The organism is Microvirga sp. jy35 (assembly GCF_056148915.1).
The window spans coordinates 20547-40835 of record NZ_JBWBEW010000044.1; the positions used below are offsets into that span (position 1 = coordinate 20547).

General features: G+C 60.9%; 16 protein-coding genes and 4 pseudogenes. 6 read left to right on the top strand and 14 right to left on the bottom strand.

Annotated elements, in window-relative coordinates; translation table 11 throughout:
* Positions 1–225: 225 nt before the first annotated feature.
* The 6 genes and pseudogenes from AC0QTX_RS23050 to AC0QTX_RS23075 form a co-directional block, all read right to left on the bottom strand.
* Positions 226–615 carry a zinc-binding dehydrogenase gene (locus tag AC0QTX_RS23050; RefSeq protein WP_474606151.1) on the bottom strand — a complete coding sequence of 130 codons (390 nt, stop codon included), beginning with the start codon at positions 613–615 and terminating at the stop codon, positions 226–228.
* A gap of 38 nt (positions 616–653) precedes the next feature.
* A complete protein-coding gene (locus AC0QTX_RS23055; RefSeq protein WP_474606152.1) occupies positions 654–1337 on the bottom strand; it encodes a zinc-binding dehydrogenase in 684 nt (227 codons plus the stop codon).
* A 58-nt stretch (positions 1338–1395) separates the two neighbouring features.
* Complete coding sequence (locus tag AC0QTX_RS23060) at positions 1396–2184, bottom strand: phosphodiester glycosidase family protein (RefSeq protein WP_474606153.1); 789 nt, start codon at positions 2182–2184, stop codon at positions 1396–1398.
* 17 nt (positions 2185–2201) lie between these two features.
* On the bottom strand, positions 2202–3695 hold the full coding sequence (locus tag AC0QTX_RS23065; protein ID WP_474606154.1) for a carboxypeptidase M32: 1494 nt from the start codon (positions 3693–3695) through the stop codon (positions 2202–2204).
* A gap of 127 nt (positions 3696–3822) precedes the next feature.
* Positions 3823–4320: a cupin domain-containing protein gene (locus AC0QTX_RS23070; RefSeq protein WP_474606155.1), complete on the bottom strand. Its 498-nt coding sequence runs from the start codon at positions 4318–4320 to the stop codon at positions 3823–3825.
* 75 nt (positions 4321–4395) lie between these two features.
* Positions 4396–4748 (bottom strand): annotated as a pseudogene (locus tag AC0QTX_RS23075) (cupin domain-containing protein).
* A 192-nt stretch (positions 4749–4940) separates the two neighbouring features.
* Here AC0QTX_RS23075 and AC0QTX_RS23080 point away from each other — a divergent pair.
* Complete coding sequence (locus AC0QTX_RS23080) at positions 4941–6797, top strand: ABC transporter ATP-binding protein (protein WP_474606156.1); 1857 nt, start codon at positions 4941–4943, stop codon at positions 6795–6797.
* Positions 6798–6842: 45 nt separating this feature from the next.
* Here the strand turns inward: AC0QTX_RS23080 and AC0QTX_RS23085 are convergent.
* Positions 6843–6977: pseudogene (locus AC0QTX_RS23085) on the bottom strand (transposase); the annotation flags it as partial.
* Positions 6978–7097: 120 nt separating this feature from the next.
* Between AC0QTX_RS23085 and dacB the strand changes: the two are divergent.
* Positions 7098–8681, top strand: coding sequence for a D-alanyl-D-alanine carboxypeptidase/D-alanyl-D-alanine endopeptidase (dacB, locus tag AC0QTX_RS23090; RefSeq protein ID WP_474606157.1), 1584 nt, complete (start codon positions 7098–7100; stop codon positions 8679–8681).
* Here the strand turns inward: dacB and AC0QTX_RS23095 are convergent.
* A pseudogene (locus tag AC0QTX_RS23095) lies at positions 8682–8884 on the bottom strand (IS5/IS1182 family transposase); the annotation flags it as partial. It lies immediately after the preceding gene.
* Between the two features lie 366 nt (positions 8885–9250).
* On the opposite strand from AC0QTX_RS23095, the gene AC0QTX_RS23100 reads away from it, so the two are divergent.
* Positions 9251–9478 carry a hypothetical protein gene (locus AC0QTX_RS23100; protein WP_474606158.1) on the top strand — a complete coding sequence of 76 codons (228 nt, stop codon included), beginning with the start codon at positions 9251–9253 and terminating at the stop codon, positions 9476–9478.
* 6 nt (positions 9479–9484) lie between these two features.
* Here AC0QTX_RS23100 and AC0QTX_RS23105 read toward each other — a convergent pair whose 3' ends face one another.
* The 5 genes and pseudogenes from AC0QTX_RS23105 to AC0QTX_RS23125 form a co-directional block, all read right to left on the bottom strand.
* Positions 9485–9952 (bottom strand): cupin domain-containing protein, encoded by a 468-nt coding sequence (locus AC0QTX_RS23105; RefSeq protein WP_474606159.1) that lies wholly within the window; start codon positions 9950–9952, stop codon positions 9485–9487.
* Between the two features lie 76 nt (positions 9953–10028).
* Entirely contained in the window at positions 10029–10406 is a 378-nt protein-coding gene (locus AC0QTX_RS23110; RefSeq protein WP_474606160.1) for a nuclear transport factor 2 family protein, read from the bottom strand.
* Positions 10407–10441: 35 nt separating this feature from the next.
* A complete protein-coding gene (locus AC0QTX_RS23115) occupies positions 10442–10804 on the bottom strand; it encodes a DsrE family protein (RefSeq protein WP_474606161.1) in 363 nt (120 codons plus the stop codon).
* 136 nt (positions 10805–10940) lie between these two features.
* Positions 10941–11636, bottom strand: a pseudogene (locus tag AC0QTX_RS23120) (NAD-dependent deacylase); the annotation flags it as partial.
* Positions 11637–12053: 417 nt separating this feature from the next.
* Positions 12054–13403, bottom strand: coding sequence for a HupE/UreJ family protein (locus AC0QTX_RS23125; RefSeq protein WP_474606162.1), 1350 nt, complete (start codon positions 13401–13403; stop codon positions 12054–12056).
* Between the two features lie 103 nt (positions 13404–13506).
* Between AC0QTX_RS23125 and AC0QTX_RS23130 the strand changes: the two genes are divergently transcribed.
* Positions 13507–14919, top strand: a complete 1413-nt coding sequence (locus AC0QTX_RS23130; RefSeq protein ID WP_474606163.1) for an NHL repeat-containing protein — start codon at positions 13507–13509, stop codon at positions 14917–14919.
* Between the two features lie 52 nt (positions 14920–14971).
* Here AC0QTX_RS23130 and AC0QTX_RS23135 read toward each other — a convergent pair whose 3' ends face one another.
* The gene (locus AC0QTX_RS23135; RefSeq protein ID WP_474606164.1) at positions 14972–17419 is read right to left on the bottom strand and encodes a type IA DNA topoisomerase; all 2448 of its coding nucleotides are present in this window, start codon (positions 17417–17419) and stop codon (positions 14972–14974) included.
* A 296-nt stretch (positions 17420–17715) separates the two neighbouring features.
* On the opposite strand from AC0QTX_RS23135, the gene AC0QTX_RS23140 reads away from it, so the two are divergent.
* Both AC0QTX_RS23140 and AC0QTX_RS23145 read left to right on the top strand, forming a co-directional pair.
* Positions 17716–19101 carry an erythromycin esterase family protein gene (locus tag AC0QTX_RS23140; protein ID WP_474606165.1) on the top strand — a complete coding sequence of 462 codons (1386 nt, stop codon included), beginning with the start codon at positions 17716–17718 and terminating at the stop codon, positions 19099–19101.
* A gap of 873 nt (positions 19102–19974) precedes the next feature.
* Positions 19975–20121 carry a hypothetical protein gene (locus AC0QTX_RS23145; RefSeq protein ID WP_474606166.1) on the top strand — a complete coding sequence of 49 codons (147 nt, stop codon included), beginning with the start codon at positions 19975–19977 and terminating at the stop codon, positions 20119–20121.
* Positions 20122–20289 lie beyond the last annotated feature (168 nt).

A 20289-nucleotide genomic window follows, 5' to 3' on the forward strand; every position in this document is an offset into this window, starting at 1 on the left:
TCCACAGCCGAAAAGAAAGATGGTTAACGATCGGGTAACGAAGCGGTACTCAGGGGATGGCTGCTGATTGGGAGGTGGAGATGGACAACGGACCTGATGGTGGCAAGCGACCTTCAGCAGTCTCCGACACCGAACTCCTGCGCCGGATCGGGCAAGAACTCCGCTCAATTTACGCGGACGTGATCAGGCAGCCTCTTCCACAACGCATTCAAGCAACTCTGGCGCTCATCGATCGGGAGCAGAGGCTTGGTGAACAGTTGCCTCGTACGCTGCCGCACTGACGAAGGGTGGTGCTGTTCGCAAGACCACCTTGCCCGTGGTTTCGCCTGACTCCAGAGTTCGATGCGCTTGCGCCACATCTGCCAGTGCAAAAGAACGAAACTTTGGCACCTGAATGTCCCTTGCTTCTACCCAGGCGGTGAGATCGTTCACGGCCGCGTGCAGCAGGTCGGTGCGGGTAAAGAGAAACGACAAATTGAACGCCACCACGCCTTTGTTCTCAGTTGCCATCGACAAAGGGCTGAAGCGCGGCATCTTCAGCATTCCGAGGGCTGCCTTGAGGTAGTTGATGCGCCCACCCTGTTTGGGCAACAAACTATGAAAGCCATAGACCAACAGCTTACCCGTGGGCTTCAGATGGGCGTAGCTCTGCGCTAGGGTTCAGGGCCGTTCGCGTCAAAGACCAAGTCGTAGCCGTCAAGACATAGGCGCTTGGCCTCATCCCAGAGCGACTGAGTGGATTTGTCGATCACGGCGTCTGCGCCGAGTTGGCGCACATACTCGACCTTGTGACTTCTCCCCACCACACCAGTCACGTGCAGATTGTGCAACTTGCATAGTTGGACAAGCGCTGAGCCTACTCCGCCGCCGGCCAAATGCACGAGCACTCTCATGTTGGGCCGGATCACCACGTTCTGCAGCAAGCCATAATACGCAGTCAGGTGGACGGCCAAGAAAACAGCGGCGGCCTCAAAGTCCAGAGTCTGAGGCTTAGGCCACACCAGATCTGCCGGAGCACACACATGCGTGGAGTAGCCGTTGAAGAGAGTAACACCAAACACCGGATCGCCGGGCTTCACATGCTTGATCTCACGGCCACCGTCTTCCACCCAGCCTGAATATTCGAAACCGGGCGTGATCGGCCAGCCCACGAACCGGCGCGCGGACTCGTACACGCCCCAACGAACACAGATATCAGCATAGTTCACGCCCACCGCCTCGGTGCGGATCAGAACCTGTCGATCACCGGGTTTGGGCACCGGATGAGTTTCGAGCTTAAGCTGCTTGTAACCACCCGCTTTGTGAATGACCACTTTGTGCATGGATCCTGACGGCATCGCATTTTCCGCCTACAGCTTCGACTTGAAACGTCCGCACTTCCGCTGAAGCCACTTACTATGGGCGTCGGCGTAAAGCCCCGACGATCGGCCCCATAGGCATGAGCGAGTCCATCCTCTCCAATGAAGGGGCATAGAGGCTGGAGACACTTCCATCCAAGAATAGTGCATTCGGACAACCTAGCTCGTCCCGGAACAAGCGAGCGAATGTGCTGAACGTGACCGGGTCGTCTGAAATCGCAAACACGACCGTGTCTTGGCCTTTCACGCCAACGCCGTTCCGGATCTTTCGTGAGGTGCTTTGTTCAGAAAACTGAAGATGGATTTGCCCGTTGATGACGAGCATCGGGCCCGATTGCGTTGCGAAATCCGGCCTCATTTTCCGCCTCAGATAGGCTCCTGTCTCGAGCACGCCTGCCTGACGGCCTTTGACATAAAAGATGCCGTTGGGCTTGAGGTGGAAGTTTCCGGGGCCGTTCCTTGTGTTGGCCGCCTTCAGCTCCTTTCCGTTCTCAATGTAAAGTCCCACGGGCGAGCGATCCTCATGGTACATGCCCGCATTCATCGCGACCGCAAGGCGTGAACCCTCCGGTGTCTCTTTCAACCGATCAAACGAGCCAAGAACCTCCCCGTCCAGTCCGCGCCAGAACAACCTCACCTCGTATTGTCTGAGATCCACCGTGCAAACCACGAAGGTGCTGTCAGCATATTGGACTGGCCGGCATGGATCGCTGTCAGGCTGAGCCGCGGCTCGGCTGGCAGGCAGTCCAAGAGAGACGAAAATCGTGAACAGGATGATGGCTGTCCGGGAGAACGACCGGTCCAGCGTGAAGATGATCGTCTTCATGTGCAACTTTGACCCTTTCAGCGTCCGAGATATCGTTCCTGCAGGTGGGTGCGGAAGACCTCCGCAGTGAGCGGTCGCCCGGTTGCGATTCTCAGAAGCTGATCGGTGGTCATCAGGCTGCCCTTTGCATGAACATTGGCGCGCAGCCATGCTCGAAGAGGAGCAAAATCACCCTTCGACAGGCCTGGAAGGATGTCCGCGTCAGCCTGACAGGCCGCTCTGAAGAGCTGGGCCGCCGTCATGGCGCCAAGCGTGTAGGTGGGGAAGTAGCCCCACGCGCCGCCAGGCCAGTGGATATCCTGCAAGCATCCCAGGCTGTCATTGAGAACTGTGAGACCGAGAAGCTTCTTGACCTCCTCATTGAACGCTGCGGGCAAGTCCTGGATCTGAAGATCGCCGGCAATCAACGCCTTCTCGAGTTTGTAGCGGACCAGGATGTGAGCCGGGTAGGTGATCTCGTCGGCATCCACGCGGATGAACCCCGGCTCCACCTTGGTTAAGATCCGGTGGAGGTTCTCCGGGCTCCACGCTGGACCCTCGCCTTGGAACGTCTCCTGTACAAGAAGGGCGAGGTAGGTGACGAACTCCCGGCTTCGGCAGGCCTGCATCTCGATAAGCAGCGATTGACTCTCGTGCATGCTCATCCCGCGTGCGAGACCGACCGGCTGGCGGCGCCACGTCTCCGGGCGGCCCTGCTCATAGAGTGCATGTCCGGTCTCATGAAGCACGCCCATGAGCGCGCTCATGAAGTTTGCCTCGCTGTAACGGGTGGTGATCCGGACGTCGCCCGTGGATCCACCGCAGAACGGATGCAGGCTCACGTCGAGCCGGCCTTGGTTGAAATCGAACCCGACGGCCTTCATCAACTGCTCGCCGATGCGTCGCTGATCGTCAACAGGGAAGGGGCCGTTGAGCGGCTGGATGGCAGGGAATCCCTTCTGGCGCTCCTGCGCCTCCTGGATCAGGGCCGGCAGCTCGGCGCCAAGCTCTGTAAAGAGTGGATCAATTGTCTCCTGGCGCAGACCGGGGTCGTAGCTGTCGAGGAGAGCGTCGTAAGGTGACAGTTCGAGCGCCTCGCCCTTGGCCTGGCCGATCTGCCGCTGGAAGGAGAGCACCTGCGCCAGGTGCGGGAGAAGGAGGGCGAAATCTCCGTTTTGTCTCGCCTCCCGCCAGACCAATTCCGACTTGGACACGGCTCTGGAGCTGGCCTCGATGAGGTCCGCCGGAACGGCAGAACCATGGAGGTAGATCCGCTTCATCTCGCGCAGGTTGGCACGTTGCCAATCGTCGAGCTGATCCCCGTCTTCGGCGGCCTGGGCCAGCAGATCGCCCATGTCGGGCGCGGTGAGCAGTTCATGGGCGAGACCCTTAAGCGTCGCGAGCTGGTCCGAACGGCTGTCGGCAGCCCCTTCCGGCATCGTGGTCTCAGCGTCCCATTGCAGAATACCGATCGCGTCCTCGATCGAGTTAATGCGTGCAAATCGTTCTTCCAGCGAGCGGTAGACCTGCATTTTGGTGTGAACTCCGTCCTTGGCGCTGATCCCGCCGCCTCTGCGGGGAGCTAAGTGACCCTGCAGTCAGCCTAGGAAAGCACCGGGGCTGTTATTGACTTGTAGGATTTGTGGTTCTGGAATGCCCTTATTCCGGCTGCTTGTGGATTGGGTCGACCCAGTAGACCTCCTCCGGCTTTTCGACAGGATCCACGTCGGTAATGTTCACGACCACGGCCTCGTTATCGCTACGCACGAGAACGCATTCGAGGGGCTCATCCGGACTGGCGTTGATCTCCTGATGGGGCACAAAGGGCGGCACATAGATGAAGTCGCCAGGCCCAGCTTCCGCAACGAACTCCAACTGCTCACCCCAGCGCATGCGAGCTTTGCCTCGTACGACATAGATCACGCTCTCCAACTCACCATGGTGATGCACTCCGGTCTTGGCATTTGCCTGGATCGACACCGTCCCTGCCCAGATCTTCTGTGCTCCAACCCGTGCATGATTGATCGCGGCCTGGCGAAACATGCCCGGGGTCTGAGCGGTGTTCGGATCGAGGCGGTCACCCTTGATCACTCGAACGCCGTGGTGTTTCCAGTGCTCATGCTGATCATGGGACTTGTCTTGGCTATAGTCTGTCATGGTGCCCTCCGAGACGATCGGCTTCTATCCTTGTGCTGGATCACAAGCGAGGAGGATGGGGTTAATAAGGCCACCTCAGGCCTCCGGTGCGACATCGTACTGCTCGTCGGTCACATGCTCCATCCAGGTGACATGGGATTCGTCCAGTGCTTCTCGCCCGGGGGAATCCAGACAGTGTCTCCAGGGCTGATCTCTCGGACGGGTCCGCCCCAAGTTTGGACACGGCCGGCCCCGGAGAGGACATGCAGGGTTTGTCTCAACGGGTGGGTATGCCAGGCAGTGTGAGCGCCTGGCTCGAAGCTGAGACGTGCGGCGCGGACTCGGGCTGGAGCCGAGGCATCGATGATCGGGTCGTGCCAGACCGTGCCTGTAAAGGCATCCGCGGGAGCGCGCTTGGTCGTGATCGTATTCGCAGCTCGGATTTCCATGTTGGTCTCCCTGTACATATTCAGCCGCTCAGTAGCCTCATCGTTCCGTCCATAGGGGGCGGCGCCAGAATATGCTCGGCCTCACACGAGGAAACTATGCAAGGAATGGGCGCCCTCCGCAAAGCACCGGGGCCCCACAGCTGCAGCAGTTAGGTGGCTCGACGAGTGAGCCCTGGACCCCATCTTAATGGGATGGCTGCTCCAGTGTTCCCCACCAGCCGCTCGCTGCGTGAGCGGGTCGGCGCCTTGCGTCACCTCCCGTCTCTGTTCCGTCTGGTTTGGCAGGCCAGCCCTGCTCTTACAGCGGCAAGTCTCGGGCTGCGACTGACACGTTCAGTCCTGCCTATTATGATACTCTATATCGGGAAGCTCATCATTGATGAGGTGGTGGCCCAGACACAGCTCGCGTCACCAGGGGCAAATCTCAGCGATTGGATCGGGAGCGGCCGATTTGATTTTCTCGGTGGGCTGCTCGTTTTGGAGCTGGCCCTCGCGATCATCGCTGATCTCTTAGGGCGGGCCAGCTCCCTCGTCGATAGCCTCTTATCCGAGCGCTACAGCAACTTCGCCAGTGTGCGGCTGATGGAGCATGCGACGAGTCTGGATCTCGAGCAGTTCGAGAGCAGTGATCAGCAGGACCGACTGGAACGGGCTCGCCGTCAGGTCACCGGGCGAACTACTCTCCTGACCCAGATCTTCGGGCAGGCACAGGATGTGCTCACCGTCCTTTCGCTCGCTGCGGGCCTGCTCGTCTATGCGCCATGGCTCATCATCCTGATCATCCTTGCTCTCCTGCCGGCCTTTGTCGGCGAGGTGCATTTCAACGCGCAGGGCTATCGACTCAACTACTTCCGCACCCCGGAGCGACGTCAGCTCGATTATATCCGTTATCTCGGCTCGAGCGTCGAGACCGCGAAGGAGATCAAGCTTTTTGGCCTCAACGCCTTCCTGGTCGAGCGCTTCAGAGGCTTCGCTAATCGCATGTATGCGGACAATCGGCGGCTTGCGATCCGCCGGGCCGCATGGGGCACGCTCTTCGCCGCGATCGCATCATGCGCCTACTACTTGGCCTATGCTCTGATCGTGTGGCGAACCGTCCGGGGCGAGTTCAGCATCGGTGACTTGACGTTTCTGTCCGGATCCTTCCTGCGGCTGCGGGGGCTGCTCGAGGGATTGCTTCTGGGGTTCTCACAGATCGCGGGGCAAGCGCTGTACCTGGAGGATCTGTTCTCATTCTTTGATGTTCGCCCGAGTATCGCGTCACCGGCACATCCACGGCCCTTCCCGCAGCCGCTGCGGACGGGGATCGTGTTTGAAAACGTGGGCTTCCGGTATCCAGATTCAGATCACTGGACGGTCCGTCACCTGAGCTGGACGCTGACAGCCGGTGAGGTCGTAGCTTTGGTTGGGGAGAACGGAGCCGGCAAGACTACAATCGTCAAGCTTCTCGCCAGGCTCTATGACCCGGCGGAGGGACGGATTCTTCTCGATGGCTGCGACCTGCGCGACTACGATTTGACGGACCTGCGGCGCAACATCGGCGTGATCTTCCAAGACTTCGTGCGGTTTCACTTCACGGCCGGCGAGAACATCGGAGCAGGCCGCATCGAGGCCTCCGATGATCGCAGCCGGATTCAGCAGGCGGCGGAGCGCAGCTTCGCCGATCGTATTATCGAACGCCTGCCTCATGGCTATGACCAGCCGCTTGGCAAGCGGTTTCACGAGGGGGCGGACCTCTCCGGAGGCGAATGGCAGAAGATCGCCATCGCGCGCGCTTACATGAGGGATGCGGAGGTGCTTATTCTGGATGAGCCAACCGCCGCTCTCGACGCCCGCTCTGAATACGAGGTCTTCCAGCGGTTCCGGGATCTGAGCTTGGGAAAGACCGCCATTCTCATCTCGCACCGATTCTCGACCGTGCGGATGGCCGACCGCATCCTTGTTCTCGAGAACGGGCAGGTCGTGGAGGCTGGCTCACACGAACAGCTTGTTGCATCAGGCGGTCGCTACGCCGAACTGTTTGAATTGCAGGCGTCAGGCTATCGATGAGGGCACCCTTAAGTGCACCTGACAAGACCATCTCTGGACGAAGCGCTAGGTGATCAAGGCTGAGGCGATGGTCAGGAAGGCCATGTGGATGTCGGCCCTGCGCTCATAGCGGATAGCTAGACGGCGGAACTGCCCGTACCAGGCCAGAGTGCGCTCCACCACCCAGCGGTGACGTCCCAGCTCAGCACGAATCCGTTGGCGCTCTGAGAGACAACAAAATCGGCGCGATCACTGGACCGCGAGGGCAACGGGATGGAGACTCCCGATAGTTGGTTTCCGCCCGAATCGAAGGAGGCATCCGTGAAGTTTTTACCGAGAGTCGTCGCGACGCCGCGTGCAGTGGTGGCGGTCGCGGCGGCATTGGCGGCGACCGCCGGTCTCGTCAGCCAGTCGGCCGGTGCGCCGGTCGCGGTCCAGGCGACCGGGTTGCAGCAGCAACTCGACACCTTGCTTGCCGATGCGCGGTTCACCGGATCTCAGGTCGGCCTGGTGGTCCGGGACGCGGTGACCGGCGAGACGCTCTACGACCGGAACGGCTCGACCCGGCTGCTGCCCGCTTCGAGCACGAAGCTGTTCAGCTCGATGGCCGCGATGCACACCCTGGGCGCCGGCTTCCGGTTCCACACCGACGTCCTCGCCACTGCGACCGTCCGCAACGGTAAATTGCGCGGCAACCTGTACCTGAAGGGGTACGGCGACCCGACCGCGCTCGAGTCGGACTACGTCGCCCTGGCCAAGCAGATCGCGACGTCCGGCGTACGGCGGATCGACGGCGACCTGATCGCGGACGACACCTACTTCGACAAGGTGCGCCTCGGCGACAGCTGGGCCTGGGACGACGAGCTGTTCTACTACTCGGCCCAGATCTCGGCCCTCACCCTTGCGCCGAACACCGATTACGACTCCGGTACTGCGATCGTCGAGAGCCTGCCCGGCGCCACGGTCGGGGCCCCGGTGAAACTGAAACTGGTCCCGGCCAACGGCGTCCTCAAGCTCGTGAACACCGCGACGACTGGTGCGGCCGGTTCGAGCAACACGCTGTCGATCGAACGTGACCACGGCACCAATATCGTCCGGGTGACCGGCTCCGTCCCCGCCGACGACACGCTCGGCCAGGAGTGGGTGACCGTCTGGGAGCCGGCCACGTACGCCGCCGACGTGTTCCGCCGCGCTCTCGCCGCCGAGGGCGTCTGGGTCGACGGGCACATCCGCGCGGGCGCAACTCCGGCCGGCGCGCGACGACTGGCCCGGGACGAGTCGATGACGGTCGGCGAACTGATGAACCCGTTCCTCAAGCTCTCGAACAACATGCACGCCGAGACCTTGGTGAAGGCGATGGGCGCGGTGGCGAAGGCGAACGGCAGCTGGTCCGCCGGGCTCGGTGTCGTCACCGACTACGCGAAGAGCGTCGGCGTTGACACCAGCACGATCCGGCTGTCCGACGGCTCTGGTCTGTCCCGCAAGGTCAACGTGACCGCGAAGAGCGTCACCGACATCCTGCTGGCGGCACAGAAGGAGCCGTGGTTCCAGCAGTGGTACGACGCGTTGCCGATCGCGGGCAACCCCGACCTGTTCACCGGCGGCACGCTGCGCAGCCGGATGGCCAACACGCCCGCGGCGAACAACCTACACGGCAAGACCGGCTCACTTACCGGCGTCACCGCGCTGTCGGGGTACGTATCGACCAAGGACGGCCGCAAGTTGGTCTTCTCGATGATCAGCAACAACTACCTGGTCAGCCCGCGTGCGGTCGAGGATGCAGTCGGCGTGACGCTGGCTTCCTGGAGCGACCAGGCACCAGTCGCCGCGATCAAGCCGGACATCAGCCGAAGCGCACAAACGACCGAAGAAGCTTGCGGCACCGACTGGGTCAAGGCCTGCTGATTCGGTCTGGTTCGGGCTGGTCGCCGCGCCCCCTTTTTGGCCGCAACCGCCGCACTGTCCAGAGTAGCCTGGCTGAAGTCGATGGCGTTGTGGCGGCCCAGGCGGTCGAGCAGAACCTGCTGCAGCTTCTGCCAGACACCCGCCTGCTGCCAATCGCGCAAGCGTCGCCAGCACGTCATGCCAGGGCCGCAGCCCATTTCCTGAGCAGCATCTCCTAGGGCGTGCCGGAGCGGCTCGATCACCGCCCAGAGGGCGTCGGAAACAAGAGGTTTGGCCATGCCGAACCAACGCTCTCACCCCAGTTTTGTTAGGTGCACTAAACCATGAGATCTGGCTTGTTCGGGGTCATGAAAGGCAGATCGTCTACAAGCCTGCGATCCGGGCTATCCGCCCAGCAGAGCCTGTCCAGTTGAGAGATCCAGCATCATTCCGGTGAGGGACCCCTTCCCAGGCTCGGTTGATCATGCGGCTTGGATCATCCTGAAGCCGTGCTTGATCAATCAGTGCTTTCCGCCTTTTGCCGCGATGCGTTACAGTGGTTGTGCCATTTCGACCCGACAGGAGCCCGCATGAAGAAGGCGCGCAAGCTCTATGAAAGTTCAAGCGGTGACCGCTGGTACCTCATCCGAGACCCTTCAGGGGCTTTGTTCGTCCGCCACGAAGCCAATGTCGCTTCCGGAGGGCAGGTGGAACATGAAGATATCGCGGCTTTCCTGGGGCGGGGCGCAGGGCCGGAACAGCAGGAATTGCTGCGTCTGATCGGCACCCTCGTCGAGGAGCATCCCGCAAACGGGTAACCCATTCTATGAAAGCGGTGGCCCTACGAGTTCTATCCCGAATTGACGGCAGGCACGCGCAAGGGCCTCAGCTTGCTCGGGGGTGGGTGGACCGGATGGATCAGGCAGCCCCTGCCGTTCAGCAGGACGGCCAAAGGCGCGGATGAAGGTCTCGAATTCGCCTCGGGTGATGGTGAGCATGCGGGCCTCAGCCGACTCCACCCTGTAAGTGTGAGGAATGCCTTTCGGAGTGAGCAGCGTTTCTCCGGCGCTGGCGCGGTGCTCCTGATCTCCGACTCGGTAGCGCACCTCACCTTCAAGCACGTGGAAGATTTCATCCTCGTCATGGTGGATGTGCAGCGGCGGAGAGTCCCCCTGTGAGGCTCGGTGCTCAAGCACTGAGATGCCGTCCGAACCATCCCGTGACGAGATACGGATCGTGACATAGGTATTGAGGAACCAGAGGCTTCGATGATCTGTGGCAGCGCCGTTCATGCCTGTGCTCTCCCGCAACATATTGGAGAGCCGAGCGTACCCGTACTTCGATGATGAACAAGAGGAATTCCGGAGATCAGCGGGTGCGCTGCTTCCGGTACGAGTTCTTGACTGCGATCTTGCCATTGCGGAAGGTGAAGATATCGCAGCCTTGGACCTCCACATGAGCACCGTCAGGCCCTGTGGCTGTGAACACCCACTCGGAGACGCCCCGATCTCCAGCAATGAAGTGCTTAGGACCATTCCATCGGGCATCCGGAAAGGTTGCAAAAACCTCCTCAATTCCACGGCGGACTTCAGCCTGACCTGTAAAGATCGTCCCCTTCACGTCAGGACCACGGCTGGCCTCGAACACGTAGTCTTCCGTCATCATCGACAGGATTGCATCCGGGTCATGCCGGTTCCAGGCTGCCGCAAAGTTATCAAGGACGGAAATGGAAACAGCTTCTGCCATCAGGTCTCCCCTCCTGGCTCGTGAGATGCACCGGGTCAGTAGACGATGCTGCGGTCGCACTCCATCACCAGCCGCACCAGCATAGGCGGACCGGCCTTCTCGTGAGGGACACCTTGAAGGTCCGCATCGCTGACACCCCGCGCGGCACAGGACCCAGCCGAGAGATAGAGCTGGCCACCTCCGGTGATCACCTTGTCGAAATGCTCCCGAAGGGCACCCGTACCAAGCCCGACGAGGCCGGTGCGCGTGGGTTCGCGGATGAGTTGAACCGCATCGCCTGCCAGGAACACGTAAACCTGATGCCCTGCCTCGACCGCTGCTGCCGCGACGAAGAAGGCGAGTGCAGCCTTAGTGGGGTTTTCAGGCCCACAGGTGACATGGACAAGAAGGCTGGACATGAACACCTCCGCCGAACGTAGAACGGGAGAGCAGAACTATGCTCCTCGTCCGGCCGTACGCCAACGTGACGGTTCTACTATTTGGGATGAGATAAGCTGGGAGCCGTAAACCCGCCTTGTCGCCCGGAGATCTTGACGAGAGTACCTGCTCAACCCACGCTGGGACGGCCTCACTGGCTGGCCCATACCGTCCCTCATCAAACTGGCGGGCGTTATCCGAGGGCTCCAGATTGATCTTGCAGGTGCGGATGCCATGTCCCCGTGCCTCCAATACGAAGCCTGCTGCCGGGTAGACGGAGCCCGAAGTGCCAATGGCAACAAAAAGGTCTGCCCCGAGCAGAGCGTCATAGATCGCATCCATCTCCAGCGGCATCTCGCCAAACCAGACTACGTGAGGTCTCAACCCTCCGGAATAGCGGCAGGACGGGCAGGGGACCTCGACGCTCAAGTCTTTGTGCCATGGCATTGTCCCACCACAGGGTGTGCAACGGGCTTTGAGCAGTTCGCCGTGCATATGGACGAGCCGCTGTGAGCCCGCCCGCTCGTGAAGGTCGTCGATGTTCTGGGTACACAGAAACAGGCTACCGCCGCGCTCGTCCAGACCGGCCTCCAAGCGGGCAAGCGCCCGGTGAGCGGCGTTGGGCTCTGCCGACAGGAGGTTCTGGCGGCGCATGTTGTAGAAGGCATGCACCTCGTCCGGATTGTGAGCGAATGCCTCTGGTGTGGCGAGCTTCATCGGGTCAAAGCGGGACCACAGCCCATCCTTATCCCGGAAGGTGCCTAAGCCGCTTTCGGCTGACGCGCCAGCTCCGGTCGGTGCGAAGATCTTCATAGTTTCTCCTAAGGGTACGAGCACGAGCTACCTTGGTGTCCTGAGCCCTACCACCTGTTGCAACAAGACCGGCTGTGGCCATGACCCCCTCGTCGGGAGCCTCCAGGAGCATCCAGTCGAACTCACAGCCCGGGGTCATTTGCCAGGAGATCGGCTGTCCCCAGAGGCTCGAACAGCTTGGAGACAGGCTCAATCCGATCTTCAGAGGTCTGCAACATGCTGCGCATAGCCTCTCGGGTGGATCGTCCATAACCAATGAAGGTTGGCATCTGACCCTCCCTGCTCACTGCGTTCGGATGAGCCGCGAAAGTTCATCATCTCATGATTTGGGCCTCGGACAGCCTCAGATACCCACTCAGGATGAGATGCTCAGCCCAGCCTGATGTGGTTCGATGCCTATGCCGGTACCACGCAGCACTAGGAAACACGGGGCTGGGCGGCCCGATCACCTTCCTCGCTAGGGTGTGACTGCCAGCGACGCACCAGGCCAGAGAACAGCCAGAGTATCGCCGCCACTGCGACTGCGGCCATCGCCCACCAGAGCACGGTCGAGAGTGCCCCGGCGTCGATCACTGGCCAGGGATGTTGCACGAGCTCGCCGCCGCGCTCCGTCATCCAGTGCCAAGCGGTATGCGCCACCAGCGCTGACAGTATAATCGTGCCGATCCTTTCGGGGACCACATACTTGAACAAGAGACCAAGTGCCGGCACCGCCACCGCCAGCACAAGCAACTGCCCGACCTCTACACCGACATTGAACGCCAAGAGCGAGGTGATCAGGTGCGAGCCGGCAAATTGTAGGCGTTCGCTCAGCAGGAACGAGAAGGCAAAACCATGCACGAGACCAAATGCGAAGGCGACAAACCAGCGCCTCTCTGTGCTGGGGCCGACGATGTTCTCCAGCGCCATATAGAGGATCGAGATTGCCACGAGCGTCTCGATCAGCGGCGTGAACCACAAGGCGTCTGGCGCAAAGCCATAGGCCGAAGCGATCAGCGTGATCGAATGAGCGATCGTAAAGGCGGTCACCACAATGGCGAGCGGGCGAAAGCGTCGGAATGGGATGACCAGGGCGAGCAAGAAGAGAAGATGGTCGATGCCCTCCAGGATGTGGAGAAAGCCGTCCTCGGCAAAAAGCAGGAACGCCTGCAGCCAGCTCGGATCGAGATGCACAATGCCGACATCGGCGTGAACGTCAAATACCCGCTCCGGGCGGTCAGGCGACAGGAAGCGCATCATGATGTTGACCTGGAGCCCGAGACGGGTCAGTCCCGGCCGGATGGCAAAATCTGATCGGTCCGACTGGATCGTGTATTCATAGGCGACGTCCAGCAGACCCTGCTTCCAATAGATCTCCGTGTCAGCCGGTAACGGACCGCTTCGGATGTGGGCCAGCGCCTCGTCGTAGCTCGCAAAGGAGCGGTCGGAGGCCAGCGACACTCGCGCGCCGACAAGCTGGGGCTTCCCTAGCAAGGCGCCGTTCTCGTAAATTTCAACGAAATTACGGATCCAGATCTGGGCGGCGTGCTGCAGCGGCGCGTCGATCCGCGACAGGTCCAGGAATCCGTTAGGCTTTAGCGGCACATCGACGTCTCGCAGCGACTCCATCGGCGCCCGCACCAGGAAGGTCAGCGTCTTGCCCTCCGGCTTTAGGAAAGCCAGGACCGTGACCTCGTTGGGCACCTCATGAGCTGAGGTGCGCATGGGCCAGCCAATCAGCAGGGCGGCTGCGATGATGAATGCAAAGACGATCCGAAAGGGCGCCATGACTCTCAATGGTTCTCGACAGCAGAGCCCAGCTTGGCTACATTTCGATCTATTGACAAGAGCGGCGCCAAGCTGCCCGGCATGGGGGCCGGGAGGAAACAGAATGAGACAGCTCTTCTGGAGCCGCAGGGCGTTTGTCGGTGTAAGTTTCCTGGCAGTGATGGCGGTGCTCGGCACGAGCCAGCTCCTGCTGCAGAAGGCGATTGCGCAAGGCAAGGAGGCCCCGCGCTTCGAGGTCGATCCATTCTGGCCAAAACCGATGCCCAACAACTGGGTGCTTGGCCAGGCGATCGGCGTGGCGGTCGATTCGCGCGACCATATCTGGATCGTTCACCGTGGCTCGGACCCGGCCAATCTGGACAATACGGAACTGGCGGTTCCGATCACTGGCAACCGCGCCGGCCAGCGTGTCGGCGAATGCTGCAATCCATCGCCCCCGATCATGGAGTTCGACCAGGCGGGCAATCTCGTGAATGCCTGGGGCGGCCCCTCTCCGACGAGAGAATATGAGTGGCCATCGTCCAATCACGGCATCGCGGTCGATGTAGAAGGCTTCGTCTATATCGGCGGCAACGGCGCCGGCGATGCGCATGTCCTGAAATTCACCCGCGACGGTAAGTTCGTCGCCCAGTGGGGCCGGGCGGGTGCTCGCCAGGCTAAGACCGCGGCTGCGGCCTCGGATCCACTGGCTGGGTATGCCGGCGTAGCGCCGAGCGGCGGTGTTCCCGCCGCGGGCGCAGCCACTTCTGTCGCGGGCACTGTCGGTCCTTTGGCGGGGGCGGCTCCTGCCGCGAGCGCAGCCACTCCTTCCGCCGCCGCACCTGCCGCGGCAGCCGCGCCGACCTACCAGGCCAACAGCCATGATCAGGAGAGTTTCGGCCGGGTCGCGAAGATCGACCTCGTTGAGAACGCCAACGAGGCCTATCTCTCGGATGGCTATCTCAACCACCGTGTGGCCGTCGTCGACATGGATACAGGCAAGATCAAGCGCTACTGGGGCGCCTACGGCAAGCCGCCGACTGACGACGTCCTGCCGCCCTACAATCCAGCAGCTCCGGTGGCCCAGCAGTTCGCCAATCCCGTGCACTGCTCCAATGTCTCAAACGACGGCTTGGTCTATGTCTGCGACCGCGCGAATGATCGTATCCAAATCTTCCGCACCGACGGGACCTTCGTCAAAGAGGTGTTCGTCGCCACGCAAACCCTGGCCGACGGCTCGGTTTGGGACATTGATTTCTCCCATGATCCCGAACAGCGGTTCCTCTACGTCGCTGATGGCGTGAACGAGCATGTGCGCGTATTCAATCGCCAGACTATGGAGGAGCTCTACAACTTCGGCTACGGAGGTCGTCAGCCGGGCATGTTCCTCGGTGTGCACTCTATTGCTGTAGACTCCAAAGGGAACATCTACACAACTGAGACTTACACAGGTAAGCGCCTGCAGAAGTTCGTCAACAAAGGTGTCGGCCCTGTCTCAACGGTGAATGCGGCTATGCCCTGGCCGACGGCGCAGTAGATATGCTCGAACTCGCTTCGGCGTCGGCTCCTCATCGGGGCCGGCGCTTTCACTATCCGTCTTCGCCGAAAGCCACAGTGCGCGATTCTGAGCGCTGACGTGGCGCCTTGGCTCTTGGCCCTGACGGCCTACTTACGGACGCAGACGCTCGCTTTGGTGCACCATCGCTGTTGCCCGCGCGGGCTGGGCTGCGGCCTCTTGGAGCGACAGGCCGGTTCTTTTCGTCAGGATGCTGTGCCTTCAGCGAGTGTTCATCGAGAAAAGTGCGGCAAGCGGCAAAGTCAGCTAGCACTGCGGGTGGACACTCGATCCCTTTCTGTTCAGCCAAAGACCGAGCATAGCGCACCATTGCCTCACTTGGAGGACGCGGGCCCATCTGCGGTGCTGCCCTTGCTGGCCCAGACGATCGTTGTGGTGCATGTTGGTCCAGGAACGTCCGGCAGATGGCACTATTGGTCTTGAGCCCACGGGGCAGTTTCAAGCCACGCTGGGCAGCAAGCGATGTTGCGAAAGCAATCATTGCCTTTGTTGGGGGCTTCCCATCCGCTGCGGAGGGCATTGGGCGATATGTTGGATCAAGAGCAACAGCACCCGACTGTCCAATCGTCGTGATTAGCTCTCTGACACGGCTGCGGGTTCGCTCCTGATAGGCTGCCGCGCGGCGGGCCGCCTCTGCCCGTGTGGCTGCGCGCCCGATCTCAGCAAGGTCAGCCTCAAACATCGCCCGGCCAACTGGGTCGCCATAGGCTGGAAAGACACGACGAACAGCAGCGATGAATGTGAGCCCGACCTCCGTCACCTGGATCGGCGGGTCCTTACCCTTCAGCAACTCAACATACTGGCTCTTCTGGAGCTTAGGCAGGATGGTATCGCGCGTCGCCGCAGTGCCAAGGCCCTTGGGCTCATTGGGATTGGCCGGGTTCTCCAGAGCTGCTTTTAGTGCTGGATCTTCGACTTGGTCGACGAGGCGCCCCATAACGACTGGTAACTCGCCGCGGGTGATCCGACGCGGTGGCTCGGTTTTGGCTGTCTCGATCCGGGCATCCGTTGCTGTCCCAGGCTCATGATCGCGAATAGGGGGTAGGCGTCCGGTGGTAGGCTCGTCGTCCGGCTTGGCCTTGCCCGGAACAGCCTCATTATCCTCGTCGGCCTCGGCTCCATAGACGGCCCGCCAGCCTGGGTACTTGATCACGCTGCCGCTGACCGAAAACTGCTTCGGGCCGAGCGGCGTCGGGACCTGCACTGCAACGGCGGTCCGAGCGTCGATGCCGTCCGGCAGGTGGGCCGCCAAGAAACTCTTGGCGACCAGCTGCCAGAGACGCAGTTGATCCCCGCTGATGCTCCCCAACTGCGGCACCTTGCGCAAAGGCACGATGGCGTGGTGCTCGCCCGGGTCCTTGACGTAATGGCCCTTGTTGCCCTTGCGGAACACGAGGTCACCCGGAGCTGGCACGAGGCTCGCAAGATCCGTCAGGACCCCAACGACGCTTCCGATCACTGCGCTCGCATCACCTGTCTGGCTGTCGGGAAGGTGCTCGGACTCGGTGCGAGGATAGGTCAGGTATCCCTGATCATAGAGCTCCTGGGCGAGCTTCGCCGTGTGCTGAGGATCCCAGCCGAACCGCTTGGCGCAGCGGCGTGCGAGAGTGTCTTTTGAGAACAGGCGAGGGGGCGATCGACGCACATCCTTCTGCTCGACACCAAGTGCGCCCGACCAGATTGCGGCTGCCTGCTGAATCGTCTCAGCAACCTGTTGGTCGAGGATCTTGTCCTTCGGTGCATGCCAGAGGATGATCTCGGCTCCGCTGCTCGTCGCGACGGTCAGAGCAATCCTGAAATAGTCCTGCGGGATGAAGTCGCGAATGCGCTTCTCTAGGTCAGCGAGGATAGCAAGTGTCGGGGTCTGCACGCCGCCAAAGCGCCAGGGCTCCCGGAGTGTGGGCGGACGCAGCCGCAGGGAAATGGCGCGCGTGCCGTTGAGACCGAGATGATAGTCCTCATACTGGCGGCACAAGGCCTCGAGGTAGGCTGCATAGTCCCGCTCGCCGGAAGCAGGCTCCTTGGCCATCGCGGCAAAGGCTCGGCGGATTGAGACCTCATCGAGCGCTCCCAGCTTGAGACGATCCACCGGACCCCGATAACCAACGTGCTCGAGCACCTCCCAGGCGATCATTGAGCCCTCCCGTCCGGGATCGGTGGCAATGATGACCCGCTCCACGCCCTGGAGAGCCTGCTTGATCGCCTCGATCTTGGGCTTGTGTGACTGACCAGAGCGACTGGTGCCATAGGTAACGGGAATACGCTCGAGCACGATCGGGAGCGTTTCGAAGCGCCAAGGCTTCCACTCGTCGCGGACATTGCCGGGCTCCTCGGCAGCCAGGAGGTGACCCTCGGCGGAGACGCAGATCGTGCTCGGTGATTTGAAGAACCGCTGCAGCTGGCGCATGGCCGAGGGCTTTTCAAAGAAGAACAGCGTGCGCGATGCTTGATGAGCGGTCATGACGTTAGAGGATACGTTCTCGAAGCGAATGCGTGGTCGGAGCCAGTGCTCAGGTAAGCGCCTGGAACGAATAGAGAACATTACTCCTCCGGCTATCGGGCGTCAACGAACCAGCCAAGGACACTAAGCTGAGTCAGGTGATCTCACATCATCGCGTGCGCTACATCGTAAAGTGAGGACTGCTCCTCCCAATTTCCTCGCTAAGAAGTCTAGCTTGAGGTGCAGCGCAGAGCTATCTGGCTGAAACAATCCATGAATGACGTGTGTTTCCTGCAAACCTTTGACAGGAGACTCTCATGGGCGGCGGCAGCATCTCACGGCGCACCCTTCTGGTTGGCGGGCTTGCGGCTGCAGCCTCTCTTCGATCGAGTCTGGCGTTCGCCCAGAATTCAACTTCGAATCGCAATGACAACCTGCACAGCGCTGTGGCACGTCGAGCGGAGCCTCTGCCTCCGCTCGACGACGAGCAGGCTTTCGGGGCTATGTTCGACCGCTTTGCCGATGCCAAGGTTGTGCTGCTCGGCGAGTCTACCCATGGTACCTCCGAGTTCTACCACGCTCGCGCCGCGATTACTCGCCGCCTCATCACTCACCATGGGTTTACTGTCGTGGCAGTAGAGGCCGACTGGCCCGATGCCGCTCATGTTGACGCTTACATCCGAGGGAGGCCTCGGCCGCTTGCGCCCGAGAAGCCGTTCCGACGCTTTCCAACCTGGATGTGGCGCAACGAGGAGATGCGTAGTCTGGTCGACTGGCTCAAACTCCGCAATACTGGAGCCGAGCCGCCACAACAGGTGGGCTTCTATGGTCTCGATCTCTACAGCACCGCGGCCTCAATGGAGGCTGTGATGGGCTACATGGCCCAAACAGACATCCAGGTCGCTGCGGAGGTGCGAGGGCACTATGCCTGTCTGGCGGCTTACGGTGACGATCTGGCTGATTACGCTGCCGACTTGATCCGGCCTGGCTTCAACTCCTGCGAAGACGAGGTTGCATCGGCTCTAGAAATCCTGACCGCGAGAGCGCCGTCACCTGCCAACGAGGCCCATTTCGATGCACTGCAGAACGCCCGCGTGGCGGTCAGCTTGGAAGGGTTCTACCGTGCACAAGTCAAAGGGGCCGAGTCGTCCTGGAACCTGCGCGACCGGCACATGTTTAACACCCTTCTCGCGCTGCTTGAGGCACGAGGGCCGACCGCAAAGGCGGTGGTCTGGGCTCACAACTCCCATGTTGGAAACGCTGCCGCCACTGACATGCGCGATCGCGGTGAGACGAACATTGGCGAGCTCTGCAGGCAGCATTTTGGGGATGCAGCTCGGCTTGTCGGGTTCGGCACTGACCGCGGCCATGTCCTCGCCGCATCGCGCTGGGGCGCAGCGCCGGAGGTCAAGGCCGTGCGACCCTCGCTGCCTGAGAGCCACGGCGCCCTCTTTCGCGAGGTTGGGCCCGAGCGCTTTCTGCTCGACTTACGCGTGCCGGATCTAAGAAGAGTGTTACACGCCAGGCGGCCGCAGCGCGCTATAGGGGTCCTCTACCTCCCTGAGACCGAGCGGGTGAGCCACTATTTTGAGGCCTCGCTTCCCGATCAGTTCGACGCCTTCGTTTTTCTGGAGGAGACCCAGGCCGTCACACCCGTGACTGATACGACCAAGAACCTGCCCGACGATCATCCCTTCGCCTAAACTCACAGCCCGTTGGGGTGTAGGGCTCGGTTAGTAGGGCGCACGCCACTTTTCTAGTGCCGCAATTGTGGCCGTCACACTTAAGTCCTTCGGCGGAAGTAGGCACATTAGAGCTACTAAATATGCTAAGTGAATTGGCGCAGAAGGGCAAACTTGGCTTATTCTGACCTGCCGCGTTCGGGCCGGTTGTCGAACAAGGTCGTGCAACCCAGGAACTAACGCTAGCGTACCGACTCAAACGTAGAGCTCGCCGACGCTCCACAAGGCACTTCGCGAGTAGCTCGACAGGACTACACAGCAGTGCTACACAGGGCAGTGATAAAGGCGACCTAAGCACCTGAAAATGCATCAGTTTTACTGCGGCGGTGACAATCCTCCGCTGGGCACCCGCTTTGAGTGCGATCAGCTGAATTCTTATCATCCCGTCGCGGAACCACAGGCAAAAGAACTACTAGGATGGGCCTTTCTCGAAGCCTTCGGCCGATCTGAGGTGTGGGTGTAAGCGGACCTTCATACAAGGAAACACACTTCCGCCTCTGACCTGAACCGGATATTCGTCAGGCATTCTCCTGAAGGTGCTCAACCTGTGCCAGAATGGCTCTGCCATGGAGCGCAAATCCGACGAGTTCTTATGGACAAGGAGAGCGAAGCTTGGCTTTGACAACTTTTGCCTCCAATGGAACGCTTTGCTGATGTCCAGCGACCAAATCTGCAACCTTTCACTAACGGCCGAGCTTAGCCTGTTCGTATATGGCCAAGTGGCGCCTGGCCAGTCTCTAAGCGCCGGCGAAGTGGTCTGCGGGAGCCAGCGCCGGCTCATCCAGATCCCTCGTGACCTTGAGGCGAACTCCTCCCCAAACAGGGGAGCGCGCGATGGACGCTGAGCTTGAGGCAAGCGCCCGGCGGCAACTCGGCTTCCTTGCCAAAAGTGGCGAGACTGCCGCCCTGATCCTGGCGCACGATTGGTCTGCGACACCGCTCGGCCCGCCTGAGGCTTGGCCGCAATCGCTGCGTTCCTAGGCGGATCACGATCAATCGGTAGAGGTTTGCTCGCGGCGAGGGCGCCTGAACGTCCCGTGTCAATCTATTATAACATTTCGCATAATAAGCATTTTGACAAGAAGTCTGTAACCGGTGCCGTGGCAGGATCCTCTCACAGGAGGATCTCATGCGCACCAATCAGCGGCT

What these genes read in the sequence shown, in the direction of transcription:
- AC0QTX_RS23065 (WP_474606154.1), bottom strand. Translation starts at nt 3,695, where the DNA reads ATGCAGGTCTACCGCTCGCTGGAAGAACGATTTGCACGCATTAACTCG.
- AC0QTX_RS23130 (WP_474606163.1), top strand. Translation starts at nt 13,507, where the DNA reads ATGAGACAGCTCTTCTGGAGCCGCAGGGCGTTTGTCGGTGTAAGTTTC.
- AC0QTX_RS23060 (WP_474606153.1), bottom strand. Translation starts at nt 2,184, where the DNA reads ATGAAGACGATCATCTTCACGCTGGACCGGTCGTTCTCCCGGACAGCC.
- AC0QTX_RS23080 (WP_474606156.1), top strand. Translation starts at nt 4,941, where the DNA reads ATGGCTGCTCCAGTGTTCCCCACCAGCCGCTCGCTGCGTGAGCGGGTC.
- AC0QTX_RS23110 (WP_474606160.1), bottom strand. Translation starts at nt 10,406, where the DNA reads ATGGCAGAAGCTGTTTCCATTTCCGTCCTTGATAACTTTGCGGCAGCC.
- AC0QTX_RS23070 (WP_474606155.1), bottom strand. Translation starts at nt 4,320, where the DNA reads ATGACAGACTATAGCCAAGACAAGTCCCATGATCAGCATGAGCACTGG.
- AC0QTX_RS23125 (WP_474606162.1), bottom strand. Translation starts at nt 13,403, where the DNA reads ATGGCGCCCTTTCGGATCGTCTTTGCATTCATCATCGCAGCCGCCCTG.
- AC0QTX_RS23055 (WP_474606152.1), bottom strand. Translation starts at nt 1,337, where the DNA reads ATGCCGTCAGGATCCATGCACAAAGTGGTCATTCACAAAGCGGGTGGT.
- AC0QTX_RS23135 (WP_474606164.1), bottom strand. Translation starts at nt 17,419, where the DNA reads ATGACCGCTCATCAAGCATCGCGCACGCTGTTCTTCTTTGAAAAGCCC.
- AC0QTX_RS23145 (WP_474606166.1), top strand. Translation starts at nt 19,975, where the DNA reads ATGGACGCTGAGCTTGAGGCAAGCGCCCGGCGGCAACTCGGCTTCCTT.
- AC0QTX_RS23115 (WP_474606161.1), bottom strand. Translation starts at nt 10,804, where the DNA reads ATGTCCAGCCTTCTTGTCCATGTCACCTGTGGGCCTGAAAACCCCACT.
- AC0QTX_RS23100 (WP_474606158.1), top strand. Translation starts at nt 9,251, where the DNA reads ATGAAGAAGGCGCGCAAGCTCTATGAAAGTTCAAGCGGTGACCGCTGG.
- AC0QTX_RS23105 (WP_474606159.1), bottom strand. Translation starts at nt 9,952, where the DNA reads ATGAACGGCGCTGCCACAGATCATCGAAGCCTCTGGTTCCTCAATACC.
- AC0QTX_RS23140 (WP_474606165.1), top strand. Translation starts at nt 17,716, where the DNA reads ATGGGCGGCGGCAGCATCTCACGGCGCACCCTTCTGGTTGGCGGGCTT.